At 73.8% G+C, this 13518-nt stretch carries 11 protein-coding genes; 8 read left to right on the top strand and 3 right to left on the bottom strand.

All coding sequences use genetic code 11. From position 1 onward, the window contains the following. The first annotated feature begins 45 nt into the window (after nucleotides 1-45). From NV263_RS27625 to NV263_RS27615, 3 genes are all read left to right on the top strand, one after another. Nucleotides 46-1173: a sensor histidine kinase gene (locus NV263_RS27625; protein ID WP_263249652.1), complete on the top strand. Its 1128-nt coding sequence runs from the start codon at nucleotides 46-48 to the stop codon at nucleotides 1171-1173. Then, nucleotides 1170-1826, top strand: coding sequence for a response regulator (locus tag NV263_RS27620; RefSeq protein WP_263249651.1), 657 nt, complete (start codon nucleotides 1170-1172; stop codon nucleotides 1824-1826). Before NV263_RS27625 ends, NV263_RS27620 begins: the two co-directional genes overlap by 4 nt. A 140-nt stretch (nucleotides 1827-1966) precedes the next feature. Then, nucleotides 1967-2242, top strand: coding sequence for an SHOCT domain-containing protein (locus NV263_RS27615; protein ID WP_263249650.1), 276 nt, complete (start codon nucleotides 1967-1969; stop codon nucleotides 2240-2242). 42 nt (nucleotides 2243-2284) lie between these two features. Here NV263_RS27615 and NV263_RS27610 read toward each other — a convergent pair whose 3' ends face one another. Continuing rightward, nucleotides 2285-2545, bottom strand: a complete 261-nt coding sequence (locus NV263_RS27610; RefSeq protein WP_263249648.1) for a type II toxin-antitoxin system RelE family toxin — start codon at nucleotides 2543-2545, stop codon at nucleotides 2285-2287. Further along, nucleotides 2542-2808: a type II toxin-antitoxin system Phd/YefM family antitoxin gene (locus NV263_RS27605; protein ID WP_263249646.1), complete on the bottom strand. Its 267-nt coding sequence runs from the start codon at nucleotides 2806-2808 to the stop codon at nucleotides 2542-2544. The genes NV263_RS27610 and NV263_RS27605 overlap by 4 nt, the downstream gene beginning before the upstream one ends. Nucleotides 2809-3102: 294 nt before the next feature. On the opposite strand from NV263_RS27605, the gene NV263_RS27600 reads away from it, so the two are divergent. The 4 genes from NV263_RS27600 (at nucleotide 3103) to NV263_RS27585 (ending at nucleotide 11423) form a co-directional block, all read left to right on the top strand. After that, a complete protein-coding gene (locus NV263_RS27600) occupies nucleotides 3103-3825 on the top strand; it encodes a hypothetical protein (protein WP_263249645.1) in 723 nt (240 codons plus the stop codon). Between the two features lie 5 nt (nucleotides 3826-3830). Further along, a complete protein-coding gene (locus tag NV263_RS27595; RefSeq protein ID WP_263249643.1) occupies nucleotides 3831-5456 on the top strand; it encodes a DNA polymerase Y family protein in 1626 nt (541 codons plus the stop codon). Nucleotides 5457-5528: 72 nt separating this feature from the next. Beyond that, a complete protein-coding gene (locus NV263_RS27590) occupies nucleotides 5529-8816 on the top strand; it encodes an error-prone DNA polymerase (RefSeq protein WP_263249641.1) in 3288 nt (1095 codons plus the stop codon). 243 nt (nucleotides 8817-9059) lie between these two features. Further along, complete coding sequence (locus NV263_RS27585; protein WP_263249639.1) at nucleotides 9060-11423, top strand: glycoside hydrolase family 2 protein; 2364 nt, start codon at nucleotides 9060-9062, stop codon at nucleotides 11421-11423. Between the two features lie 213 nt (nucleotides 11424-11636). Here the strand turns inward: NV263_RS27585 and NV263_RS27580 are convergent, their stop codons facing one another. Next, nucleotides 11637-12917 carry an ArgE/DapE family deacylase gene (locus tag NV263_RS27580; RefSeq protein WP_263249638.1) on the bottom strand — a complete coding sequence of 427 codons (1281 nt, stop codon included), beginning with the start codon at nucleotides 12915-12917 and terminating at the stop codon, nucleotides 11637-11639. A gap of 9 nt (nucleotides 12918-12926) precedes the next feature. On the opposite strand from NV263_RS27580, the gene NV263_RS27575 reads away from it, so the two are divergent. Continuing rightward, nucleotides 12927-13436: a universal stress protein gene (locus NV263_RS27575; RefSeq protein ID WP_263249636.1), complete on the top strand. Its 510-nt coding sequence runs from the start codon at nucleotides 12927-12929 to the stop codon at nucleotides 13434-13436. The last annotated feature ends 82 nt before the right edge of the window (nucleotides 13437-13518 follow it).

Here is a 13518-nt window from a genome sequence, read left to right as displayed (position 1 = left end):
CCACGACGTACGCGCGGCGGCGGTGAGCTGCCGTAATGTCGACGTGTGAGTCGCAGGCTGGTGCCGTCGGCGGTCGACGCGGTGCTCGCGGTGCTGCTGACCGTTTTCGTCGTGGCCGCGACGCTGGGGCCTGCCCGCTGGTACGCGCACGAGCCGCACTTCGTGCCCGCTGTCGGCGTCGTGCTGCTGATGGCCGGGACGCTGGTGCTCGCGTGGCGCCGCAGTGCGCCGCTGACGACGCTCCTGGTGTCCGCGGGTGCGCTGGTCGGCTACTACGCGCTCGGATTCCCCGGCGGCCCGAACGTGCTCGGACCGGCCTTGGCGCTGGGCACCTACGCGTTCCTGCGGGGCCCTTCGCGCGCCGCCGCGGTCGGTGCGGCTCTCGTCGCGTTCGACGTGCTCGTGGACGTGGTGGGGACCGGGCGCGCGGACCACGCGCTGGGACTGGGCGGGGCGTTGCTGCTCGGCGGTGTCGCGGCCGTGGCGGTCGGTTCGGCCTTCCGCGCGCGGGCGGCGTCGCTGGCGGCGGCGCGCAAGGAGGCCGCCGAGGCGGACCAGCGGCGCGCGGAGCAGGAGCGGTTGGCCATCGCCCGCGAGGTCCACGACGTCGTGGCGCACAGCCTCGCGATGATCAGCGTCCAGGCCGGGGTCGGCTCGCACGTCGCCGACAAGCGCCCGGACCAGGCCAAACGTGCTCTCCTGGAGATCAAGGAGGCCAGCCGGACCGCGCTGGAGGACCTGCGCCGCACGCTCGCGCTGCTGCGCGGCTTCGGCGATCTCGCGCCCGCGCCGGGCCTCGACCGGCTCGCCGATCTGGTGTCGACCGGCCGGAACGCGGGTCTGGAAGTCGCGGTGGACGGATCGCTCGGGCCGCTGCCGCGGCACGTCGACGCCGCCGCGTACCGCATCCTGCAGGAGTCGTTGACCAACGTCGTCCGGCACGCCGTCGGCGCGCGGGCGGTGACCCTGCGGCTGCGACGCGAGGAGGACGGGGTGGAACTCGTGGTGTCGGACGACGGTCGTCCCTCGGGCACCGAGCCCGGCACCGGTACCGGCCTGCGCGGCATGGCCGAACGGGCGCGGGTGCTCGGCGGCTGGGTGACCTCGGGTCCGCGTCCGGGCGGCGGGTTCGAGGTGCGCGCGTGGCTGCCGCTGACCGGAGGTGACGGGTGATCAGGGTGCTGCTGGCCGACGACCAGGCGCTGGTCCGCGCGGGTTTCCGGGTCCTGCTGGAGACCGAACCGGACTTCGAGGTGGTCGGCGAGGCCGCCGACGGCGCGGCGGCGGTCGCCCTGGCCCGTCGGCACCGCCCGGACGTCGTGGTGATGGACGTCCGGATGCCGGGCGCGGACGGGCTCGCCGCCACCCGCGAGATCACCGCCGACCCGGCGTTGGAGCGGGTCCGGGTCCTCGTGCTGACGACCTTCGACCTCGACGAGTACGTCTACGAGGCGCTGCACGCCGGAGCGAGCGGTTTCCTGCTCAAGGACACCGAACCCGTCGACCTGCTGCGCGGGTTGCGCGTGGTGGCCGACGGCGAGGCGCTGCTCGCACCGCGGATCACCCGGCGGCTGATCGCCGAGTTCGTCTCCCGGCCGCGGGTTCCGGACCGGGCGGTGCTCGCCGAGCTGACCGAGCGGGAGCGCGAGGTGCTGGCGCTGGTCGGCGGCGGGCTGTCCAACGACGAGATCGCCGCCCGCCTGGTGATCAGCCCGGCGACCGCCCGCACCCACGTCAGCCGCGTCATGACCAAGCTGCGCGCCCGGGACCGGGCTCAGCTGGTGGTCGCGGCCTACGAGTCCGGCCTGGTCAACCCGCGGGGTTAGCCGACCGCGCCCGGCTACGCCCGCTGACGTAGCGCGAAGACGCGCTCCGCGGCGGACGTGCTCCGGCCCGGTTCCGGGAAGTCTGGGACGCACGCCGCCCGGTCCGCGGGCGGCGGGAGGAGACCGGAGGAGGAGCGGCGATGAGCGCGCTGAGCAGTGTCACGACCGCGCTGGCGGTGGGGCCGCACTGGGGGCACGAGTGGGGGCCGGGTCCGTGGTGGCCCGTGTTCCCGATCGTCTGGGGCCTGTTCTGGATCGCGGTCGTCGTGACCGCGGTCGTGCTGTGGCGGCGGAGCCGCCGCGAGCGGCCGATGCGTTCGGCGTTGTCCGTGCTCGCCGAGGAGTTCGCCCGCGGCGGCATCACGGAGGAGGAGTACGAACGGCGCCTGTCCGTGCTGCGCAGGCTCGGCGGGTGAGCCCGGCGCGGCGCCGGGCCCGCGCGGGTCCGGCGCCGCGCGTCAGCCCTGCGCACCGGCGCGGTGGGCGGCCCGGATGGCGTGCACGACCACGTCGTTCTTCCGGACCGCGTAGACCACCCGGTAGGACCCCCGGCGGGCCGAGCGCAGGCCCTCGAACTCGCCGCGCAGCCCGTCGCCCGCCTCGGTGGGCGCGTCGGCGAGCGGCCCGAAGACGAACCGGACGCACGCGGCGGCGGTCCGCTCCGGCAGGCGCGCCAGGTCGCGGGCGGCGCACGCGGTGATCCGGACGTCGTGGCTCACCGCTGGTAGCGCCTCCGGATCTCGTCGGCGTCGGCGAACCGGCCCGACGCCGCGTCCGCGACGCCTTCCCGGACGGCCTCGGCCTCGCCGGGCGTGCTGAGGAGGTCGAGGGTCTCTTCAAGGGCGGTGAGGTCGTCGGGAGCGACCAGGACGGCGGCGGGGCGTCCGTGGCGGGTGATGACGACCCGCTCGTGGGTGGTCTGGACCTGCACGACCACTTCGGACAGCCGGTTGCGGGCGTCGCCCAGCGGGATCGTGGCCATGTCGGCGAGTGTAGCCAGACTTTTGGCGACAAATGGAGATCGAACTGGTGTTCACCTGATTTGGTCAGAACGCTTGACGGGGCGACGGTGCGCGGGGTTTACTTGAATTGTTCGAACTGAGATTCGAAGATCGGTAGTGGCTGCTGTCGGGGGTCGGCCACTCCGACGGGACCGGCGCTGTGTTCGGGTGCAGGCGCAGCGCCGGTGTCCCGCCGCTGTCTTCCCCACGGCGGCTACCGGGTGCCCGAGCCGGGGTGTCGGGCACCCGCGCGGTCACGAGGTGGGGAGGCAGCGATGTCCGCGATGGCGTCTCTGGCGGGGCTGGACGGTGTGTCCTCGGCTGACGGGGTGTCCCTGGACGCACTGGCCGCCGAGACCCGGGGCGGTCCCGACGACGCGGGACGGGTGCTGCCCACGCGGGCGGAACTCGCTGCCGTGCTGCCATGGCCTGGGCTGCGCCGTGGCAGCACGGTAGCGGTCCACGATTCGGTGTCGCTGCTGTTCGCGCTGCTGTCCGAGGTGACGGCGAGCGGCTCCTGGGCGGCCGTGGTCGGGCTGCCGGGCATCAGCCTGGTCGCGGCAGCCGAGGCGGGCGTCGAGCTGTCCCGGCTCGCCGTGGTGCCCCGGCCCGGGAACGACCCGGTCGGCGTGGTCGCCGCGCTGCTCGACGGGGTCGACGTGGTGGCGGTGGGCGGAACGCGGCAGGTGCCCGACCAGGACGCCCGGCGGCTGTCGGCCCGGGCGCGCAACCGAGGTTCCGTGCTGCTGCCGTTCGGCGGGTGGCCCGGTGCCGAGGTCCGGTTGCGCTGCACCGATGCCGGATGGCGCGGGCTGGGGCGAGGCCACGGCCACCTGCGGGAGCGCGAGGTGACGGTGCGCGCCGCCGGGCGCGGTGCGGTCTCCCGGGGGCGCTCGTGCCGCCTGCTGCTCCCGGGGCCCGGTGGCGCCGCGGCTCCGCTCCCCGAGGAGCGCCGCCCCGCGGCGGTGCGGCCCGGACTGCGCCCGGTGGCGGGGTGAGGCCGATGGCCCCTCGTCGACTCGTCGTGTGGTGTCCGGACTGGCCGGTGGTCGCCGCGTCCCGGGCGGCCGGTCTGGGCCCGCGGGAACCCGCCGCGGTGTGCCACGCCAACCGCGTGGTGGCCTGCTCGGCCACCGCGCGCGCGAGCGGGGTCCGGCGCGGGATGCGCCGCCGCGAGGCGCAGAGCCGCTGCCCGGAACTCGTGGTGTGCGAGCACGACCCGAACCGGGACGCCCGGGCGTTCGAGCCGGTCGTGGTGGCGGTCGAGGAACTGGTCCCGGGCGTGGAGGTGGTGCGGCCGGGCCTGGTGGCCGTGCCGGTCCGGGGACCGGCGCGCTACTTCGGCTCCGAGGAGACCGCGGCCGAGCGCGTGGTGGACCAGGTCGAGGCGCGGGCCGACGTGGAGTGCCAGGTCGGCATCGCCGACGGTCTGTTCGCGGCGGTCCTGGCCGCCCGGCGCGGGATGGTCGTCGAGCCCGGGCGCAGCCGGGACTTCCTGGCGCCGTTGGCCGTCGAGGAGGTCGACCAGCTCGTCGGTCCGCGCGAGGTGGACCGCTCGGCGCTGGTGGACCTGTTGCGGCGGCTGGGGATCCGCACGCTGGGCGACTTCGCCGCGCTGGCGCCGTCGGACGTCGCGACCCGCTTCGGCACCGACGCGCTGCTGGCGCACCGCGCGGCCGGCGGCCGGGAGGAGCGTCCGGTCCGCCGCCGACGGCCGCCGCCGGACCTGGTGGTCGCCGAGCACCTGGATCCGCCGGTGGAGCGGGTCGACTCGGCGGCGTTCGTCGCCAAGGTGCTGGCCGACCGGCTGCACGCCGAGCTGGCGGCGCTGGGGCTGGCGTGCACCCGGCTGGGGATCTCGGCGCGCACCGAGCACGGCGAGGAGCTGCACCGGGTGTGGCGGTGCGCCGAGCCCCTGACGCCCGCGGCCACCGCGGACCGGGTGCGCTGGCAGCTCGACGGCTGGCTGAACGCGCGTGGTGGTGAGCAGCGCCCGACGGCCGGGGTGAGCGTGCTGGGCCTGCGTCCGGAGGAGGTGGTGGGAGCCGGTGCGCTGCAACTCGACCTGCTCGATTCGGCCACCGGGGAGGCCGATGCCCGCGCGGGCCGCGCGTTCGCCCGGGTGCAGGGGATGCTCGGGCCGGACGCGGTGCTGACCGGAGTGCCCGACGGTGGTCGCGATCTGCGGGACCGGGTGCGGTTCGTGCGGTGGGGGGACGAGCGCCGACCCGCGCTGGACCCCGGTCGCCCGTGGCCGGGACGGCTGCCCGCGCCGTCGCCGTCGGTGGTCCCCGAGGCGCCGTGGCCGGCGGAGGTGCTCGACGCCGAGGACCGCCCGGTGGGGGTCACCGCACGTCACCGGCTGACCGCCGAGCCGAGCCGGGTGGTGGTCTCCGGCGGGCGGTCCCGGGCGGTGTCGCGGTGGGCCGGGCCGTGGCCGGTGGCGGAGCGCTGGTGGGCGGAACTGCTGGCGGGCGGTGCGTTGGCGCCCGCGTCGCAGGTGCCGCCGCGGTCGGTGGTCCGGGTGCAGGTGGTGCTCGACCCCGATGCCGACTCCGACGAGGGGGAGGTCGCGTTGCTGCTGGTCCACGAGGACGGTCGCTGGTGGGTGCAGGGCGCCTACCGATGAGCGAACACTCGTTCGAGTGTAGTTGGTCGCCGCTGCTGGCGGCGGGGTCTCGAACAGGAGTTCACTGGTTCCATGAGTTGGTTCAACCCGCCCCAGACGTGGGCCGAGCTGGAGAGCGCGCTCTCCGGGCGGGCGTTCCCGCGCGACGAACGCCATCCCGGCGACGGCGGTGACAGCCCGGCCTGGACGCGGCGGCGCGCCCCGTACGCGGCGGACGGCGGGAGCGCGTCCTCGGCGACGCCCTACGCCGAGCTGCACGCGCACTCCAACTTCAGCTTCCTCGACGGTGCCGCGCATCCGGAGGAGCTGGTGGCGGAGTCGGCGCGGCTCGGTCTGGAGGCGGTGGCGCTCACCGACCACGACGGGCTGTACGGCGTGGTGCGGTTCGCCGAGGCGGCCGCCGAGCACGGGGTCGGCACGGTGTTCGGCGCGGAGCTGAGCCTGGGGTTGTCCGGTCCGCAGAACGGCGTGGCCGATCCCGAGGGGCGGCACCTGCTGGTGCTGGCCCGGGGGCCGGAGGGCTACGCGGGGCTGTGCCGGGCGATCAGCGCGGCCCAGCTGCGCGGCGCGGAGAAGGGCCGACCCGTCTACGACCTGGAGGAGCTGGCCGCCGAGGCGGCCGGGCACTGGCAGGTCCTCACCGGCTGCCGCAAGGGCGCGGTCCCGGCGGCGCTGGTGGAGTCCGGCGAGCGGGCCGCGGCCGCGGAACTGGACCGCCTCGCGGCGCTGTTCGGCCGGGAGCACGTCGCTGTGGAGCTGAGCGACCACGGGGATCCCGTCGATTCGGCGCGCAACGACGCCCTCACCGCCCTCGCCGAGCGGGCCGGTGTGTCCACAGTGGCCACGACCGGGGCGCACCTGGCCCGGCCGGACCGGGCCCGGTTGGCGGCCGTGGTGGCAGCGGTGCGGGCCCGGCGCAGCCTGGATGAGATGGACGGCTGGCTGCCCGCCTGGGCGGGCAACTACCTGCGTTCCGGTGCCGAGATGGCCGAGCGGTTCGCCCGCTACCCGGGGGCCGTGCGGCGGGCCGCCGAGCTGGGCCGGGAGTGCGCGTTCGACCTGCACCTGGTGGCCCCGGAGCTGCCGCCGTTCGACGTGCCGTCGGGGCACACCGAGGCGAGCTGGCTGCGCGAGCTGGCCCACCGCGGAGCCCGCGAGCGGTACGGGCGGGAGGACGAGAACCCCGCCGCCTACCGACAGATCGAGCACGAGCTGCGGGTGATCGAGGAGCTCGGTTTTCCCGGCTACTTCCTGGTGGTGCACGACCTCGTCGACTTCTGCCGCCGCGAGGGGATCCTGTGCCAGGGGCGCGGTTCGGCGGCGAACTCGGCGGTGTGCTTCGCACTGCGGATCACCAACGCCGATCCGGTGCGCTACAAGCTGCTGTTCGAGCGGTTCCTGGCCCCGGAGCGCGACGGTCCGCCGGACATCGACATGGACATCGAGTCCGATCGTCGCGAGGAGGTGATCCAGTACGTCTACCGCCGGTACGGCCGGACGCACGCGGCGCAGGTCGCGAACGTGATCACCTACCGGCCCCGTTCGGCGGTGCGGGACGTGGCCCGCGCGCTCGGCTACTCGCCCGGGCAGCAGGACGCGTGGAGCAAGGAGATCGAGCACTGGGGGCCGTTGCCCGCCGACAGCGAGATCCCCGAGCCGGTGCGGGACCTGGCCGATGAGCTGATGGGCTTCCCCCGACACCTCGGGATCCACTCCGGCGGCATGGTGATCTGCCACCAGCCGGTCAGCGAGGTGTGCCCGGTGGAGTGGGCCCGGATGCCGGGCCGCACGGTCCTGCAGTGGGACAAGGACGACTGCGCCGAGGTCGGCCTGGTCAAGTTCGACCTGCTGGGGCTGGGAATGCTCTCGGCGCTGCACTACGCGATCGACATGACCCGCGAGCACCACGGGATCGACGTCGACCTGGGCGAACTGGACCTGGAGGACGACGCGGTGTACGAGATGCTGCGCCGCGCCGACGCCGTCGGGGTCTTCCAGGTGGAGAGCCGGGCCCAGCTGGCGACCCTGCCCAGGCTGCGGCCGCGCGAGTTCTACGACCTGGTCGTGCAGGTGGCGCTGATCCGCCCCGGCCCGATCCAGGGCGGCTCGGTGCACCCGTACATCCGGCGCCGCAACGGCGAGGAGGAGTGGGACTTCGACCACCCCGCGATGGCGGGTGCGCTGGCCAAGACGCTCGGCGTTCCGCTGTTCCAGGAACAGCTGATGCAACTGGCGGTGGACGTGGCCGGGTTCTCCGCCACCGAAGCCGACCAGCTGCGCCGGGCGATGGGCGCCAAGCGCTCGGCGGAGCGCATGGAACGGCTGCGCGACCGGTTGTTCGAGGGCATGGCGGCCAACGGCATCACCGGCGAACTGGCCGAGCGGATCTACACCCGGATGCTGGCCTTCGCCAACTACGGCTTCCCCGAGAGCCACGCGTTGAGCTTCGCGCTGCTGGTGTTCGCCAGCGCGTGGTTCAAGCGCTACTACCCGGCTGCGTTCTGCGCGGCGTTGCTCAAGGCGCAGCCGATGGGGTTCTACTCGCCGCAGTCGTTGGTGGCGGATGCTCGTCGGCACGGCGTGCGGGTCCGCGGACCGGACATCAACGCCAGCCGGGTCCACGCCGACCTGGAGGCTGATCCGGACAGCACGGGTGGCCAGGCGGTGCGCATGGGGTTGGCCTCGGTCCGGTCGCTCGGTGAAGGCGTCGCGAAACGGCTGGTCGCCGAGCGGGCGGAGAACGGCCCGTACGCCGGGATGCCCGATGTGGCGCGGCGGGTCGTGCTGACGGCCCCGCAGATGGAGGCGTTGGCGACGGCGGGGGCGTTCGGCTGTTTCGGCCTGTCCCGGCGGGAAGCGTTGTGGAACGCGGCGGCCGCCGCCGAGGACCGCCCCGACCGGCTGCCGGGAACCACGGGTTCCGCGCCCGCTCCGGCGTTGCCCGGCATGGACGGGGTCCAACTGGCAGCCGCCGACGTCTGGGCGACCGGTGTGTCGCCGGACAGCTTCCCGGTGCAGTTCCTGAGATCCACATTGGACGAATTGGGTGCGCTTCCCGCGGCTCGTCTGTCCGAAGTGGAGCACGGAGTGAGGGTTCTGGTGGGCGGTGCGGTGACGCACCGGCAACGACCGGCCACCGCGGGCGGTATCACGTTCCTGAACCTGGAGGACGAGACCGGCATGGTCAACGTCATGTGTTCGCCGGGGCTCTGGGCCCGCTACCGCAAGGTCGGACGCACCAGCTCCGCGTTGCTGGTGCGGGGAATCGTGGAGAAGGCGGAGGGGGTGATCAACCTGAGGGCGGATCGGCTGCAGAAGCTCGACGTGCGCATTCCCTCGGTCTCCCGCGACTTCCACTGAGCGCCCGACGAGTCGGCTTGGCGTTGTCCGTGTCCGCTCGCCCGGAAAGACGGCTTCTTCCCCTCCCAGGACGCTGCCTCCCACGGACGAGCAGGACGTCGGCCCAACGCCGAGGGCCCGGGCATGGTGGTCGCGGAACACCGTGCCCGGGCCCGTCTTCCCAGCTCCTCGGGCGATTCGGGCGTACCGGTCCTCGCCGGGCCGCGCGGGGCGGGGCCGATCGCTGCCCGTTAGCGTGAGACCGTGAGCACCGTCGACAAAGGATCAACGGCGAGGTTGTCCCGCCGCTCGTTCCTGCTGAGCGCGGGGGCGCTCACGGTTTCCGCGTCCGCGCTGGCTGGCTGCGGGGTGAGTCGGCCGAAGGAATCCGGCTGGGTCTTCGGCGAGTTCCGGTGGGGGTGTACCGACCCCGACTACGACGAAGCGTTCCTGACCCCGGTCACGTTCCCGCACTGCGCGCCGGACCTGTCGTGGTGGGGGTGGGATCCGGATTCCTGGGACCGGGTGTGGGTCTACCGGTGCCACGTCGAACAGCCGGGACGGCGGGAACGGGTGATTCTGCACTTCGACGGCGTGTTGCAGACGGCGACGGTGTTCGTCAACGGCCGCCCGGTGGACCAGCACATCGGCGGGTACCTGCCGTTCGAGTTCGACCTCACCGATCAGCTCGACCAGCGCGACAACGCGGTGGCGGTGGTGGTCGATTCCAGGTGGGGGCTGAACATCCCGCCGGGACGGCCCAAGCCGTGGCGGCCGGAGTCGATCGACTTCTACCAGCCGGGCGGGATTCCCCGGAATGTCGAGATCCGTCGGCTGCCGCACGTGTTCGTCGCCGACGTGCACGCGGTGCCGGTCGACGTGCTGCGACCGTGGCGGCGGCTCGACGTGGCCGGGGAGCTCGACGCGCGGCACCCCATCGGTCCGGTGTCGGTCGTCGTCCGGCTGGTCGATGGGCGGGAGACGATTGCCGAGGCGACCAGGGAGGTCGTCGTCGACCGCGTCGGCCGGGTGCCGTTCGCGGTGACCCTGTCGGAGCTCGGAGACATCCGGCTGTGGGACGTCGACGACCCGAACCTGTACGACGTGGTCGTCTCGGTGGTCTCCGGGCGGCGGGTCGGGCACGAGACGAGCACTCGCGTCGGGTTCCGGGAAGCGCGCTTCGAGCGGGACGGGTTCTTCCTGAACGGCCGTCGGCTCCAGCTGTTCGGGCTGAACCGGCACGAGTGGTACCCGTACGTCGGGGCCGCGATGCCCGACCGGGTGCACCGCCGCGACGCCGAGATCCTCAAATACGACCTGAACTGCAACATGGTGCGCTGTTCGCACTACCCCCAGTCGCCGGCGTTCCTGGACGCCTGCGACGAATTGGGGCTGTTGGTGTGGGAGGAGTCGCCGGGGTGGGACTACATCGGCGATGACGCGTGGCGGGAGCAGGTGGTGCGCAACGTCGAAGACATGGTCCGGCGGGACCGCAACCGGCCCTCGGTGATCATCTGGGGGACCCGGCTGAACGAGACCGAGAACGACGTGGAGCTGTACGCGCGGACCCGGTCCGCGGCCGTCCGGCTGGACGGCACGCGCGCGACGACGGGAGCGGTGAACAGCGCCATCGTCACCCGAGGTCCGGCGATCCCCGCCGAGTTCCGGGATCCGTTCCGCACCAGTCCGCGGGTGCAGGACGTGTTCGCCTACAACGACTACCTGGTGCCCAAGCGCGGCGCGTTGCCCTCGCTGCGCCCGCCTCGCACGAACCTGCCGTACCTGATCAGCGAGGCGGTCGGGGTGGTCGTCGGTCCGTCCACGTTCCGCCGCACCGACAGCGTGCGGGTGCAGGCCCGCCAGTCGCTGATGCACGCGGCCGTGCACGACAGGGGGCTGTCGGACGCGCGGTACTGCGGAGTGCTGGGGTGGTGCGGCATCGACTACCCGTCGGGACACGGCGAGGCCGTCAACGGCGTGAAGTCGCCGGGCGTGCTCGACCTGTTCCGGGAGGCCAAGCTCGGCGCGGGCTTCTACCGGGCGCAGGTCGATCCGGCGAGGCGACTGGTGATCGAGCCCGCGTTCTACTGGAGCCGGGACACGGTGCCCGGCCGTTCCGCGGTGATCTGGTCGAACTGCGAGCAACTGGACGTCTACGTCGACGGCCGCCCGGTCGGTCCGGCGCGGCAGGACCGCCAGCGGTTCCCGCACCTGCCGCATCCGCCGTTCCTCGTGGACCTGCCGCGCGTCTCGGGAGATCTGCGCATCGACGGCCGGATCGGGGGAGAGGTGGCCTACTCCCGGTGGTTCTCGGCGGATCGCAGCCGGGACCGGTTGTCCCTGCTGGCCGACGACAGCGAACTGCGGGCCGACGGGGTGGACGCGACGCGGGTCGCGGTGTCGGTGGTGGACTGGTTCGGCGCCCGGCGGGGCTTCGCGCGGGGGGCCGTGTCGTGGTCGATCACCGGGCCGGGTGATCTCGTCGGCGACAACCCGCTGGACCTGGACGGGAACGCGGGCGTGGGCGCGGTGTGGATCCGGACCCGGCGGGATGCGCCGGGGCGCATCGTGGTGCGGGCCAGCCATCCCCGCCTCCCGGACGCTTCCGTCGCCGTCGTCGCCCTCTGACGGACGCAGCCCGTGCCGGCTGCCGGAAAGCGGTCCGGCGGTCAGTGCCTGTCTTTGAACCTGCTCCCGGAAGGGGTGTGGCAAGCGGCGTGAGTCGCTTTCTCTTTCGGTGAGTGGTCTCGCAACCGGCACCGCCTCGCACAACGAGTTCAGTTCAAAGACAGGCTCCGAGGTTCCGCGCCTCGCGCTGTCCGGCGGGGCCGGACAGGGCGGTCAGGTGGCGACGCCGCACCGTCGGATCGCCAGGAGCGCGTAGGCGCGGGCGGCCCGTTCCAGTTCGGCGACCGGCACGTGCTCGTCGTGCGCGTGCGCGTACCGGACGTCACCCGGGCCGTACTGCAGCGTCGGGATCCCGGCGGCGGCGTACTGCCGCAGGTCGGTGCCGTACGGGGCGCCGACCGGTGCCGGGCGGTCGGCACCGGTGTCGGCCACCGCGTCCTGCATCTCGGCGAGCAGCGGGTGCCCTGCGGGCAGCCGCCCGCTGGCGAACACGCCGCCCGGCCAGCTGACGCGGACCGGGTGGTCGGACAGCCACGGGTCCGCGCGGCAGGCCCGGTCGATCGCGGCGGCGAACTCCGCCTTCGCGGCGTCGACTGGCTCGTCGAGCCGCACGCCGTACCGGCCTTCGGCGATCGCCAGGTCGGGAACCGTGCTGGCCCAGTCGCCGGCGCGCGCCAGCCCGATCGACAGCGGGTACGGCACTTCCAGGTGGGCGACCAGCGGGTCGGGGTCCGCGTTGCGCTCGGCCTCCAGTTCGCGGAGCGCGGGCAGCAGCGCGGCGAGCTTGTCGAGGGCGCTGACGCCCCGGTACCGGGTCGACCCGTGGGTGCCCTGACCGGTGATCTCCAGGCGGAAGGTCAGCGATCCGCCGTTCGCGGCGACGATCGTTCCCGAGCTGGGTTCGGCCAGCACGCACGCCGCGCCGCGGTGCCCGCGCCGCAGCGTCGCGTACGCGCCGAGTCCGCCGTCCTCTTCGCCGACCACCGGGTGCACGGCGAGCGGACGTGCCGGTTCGATGCCCGCGGTGCGCAGGGCGCGCAGCGCGCCGAAGATCGCGGCGACGCCGCCCTTCATGTCGCAGGTCCCGCGTCCGGCGGCGATTCCGTCGTGGACGCGCAGCGCGTAGGGGTCGCGGTCGGGCCAGCGGTCCAGGTCGCCGGGCGGCACGACGTCGGTGTGCCCGCAGAACACCAGGGCGGGTTCGGCGTCGCCGCCGAGGACCCCGGCGCAGCCGTAGGCGAGGTCGCGGTCCGCCTCCTGGCCGGGGAAGTCGTCCTGCGCGGCGAGTTCGGCCACGTCGATGCGCCAGTGGTCGACCCGGAACCCGAGCGAGCCGAGCTGGTCGGCGCACCAGCGCTGGGCGTCGTGCTCGCCGCTGCTGCCGCCGACGCTGGGGATCGCGACGAGTTCGCGCAAATCTTCCAGAATTCCGTTCACGTCCACCGCGTCGAGTGCGCGTCGTTCGAGGTCAGAGAGGGTGCGTGCGTCGTTCACGGTGCGAGTGTGACGTACGCTGCCGAGGCGTTGGCGGCCGCCCACTACCATTCCCGCGTGGCCGAAGGCGACAGGACCGAACCGGATTTCGAGATCGGCAAGGACGGGCTCGGCGGCATCGTCGTCGGAATGGACGGCAGCCCGGCGAGCTTCCACGCCGCGGCGTGGGCGGCCGGCCTGGCGCGGCGGGAACGCGCGCGCCTGGTGCTCGTCTACGTCGAGGCGGTGGGCGGCGTCGCCTATTGGTCGCCGATGGGCGTCGCGGTGGCCAGCGAGGCGGCGGAGAGCCTGGTCGAGGAGCTGAAGAAGGAAGTGGTGTCGCACCTGAAATGGGTGGACATCGACTGGGACTTCGTGCACCACCGGGGTGATCCGGCGGTGGGCCTGGAGCAGGTCGCCGAGCAGTACCGCGCCGATCTCATCGTGGTCGGCCGGTCCCGCCGCCGAGGCGGGCTGCTCGGCACGGTCCCCGCGACCCTCGTGGTCGAAGCGGTCCGCCCCGTCGTGGTCGTCCCCTAGCGGGCGGGGCGCTCGTCGAACGCCGCGCCTGGCGGGCCGTTCCGCCCGTCGGTGCGCGAGGTGGAGCCGCGTCACGACCGGC

Source organism: Saccharopolyspora rosea (assembly GCF_025643595.1).
GTDB lineage: Bacteria > Actinomycetota > Actinomycetes > Mycobacteriales > Pseudonocardiaceae > Saccharopolyspora > Saccharopolyspora rosea.
Note: the sequence above shows the minus strand (reverse complement) of the source record. Positions and strands in the feature narration are given on the sequence as shown.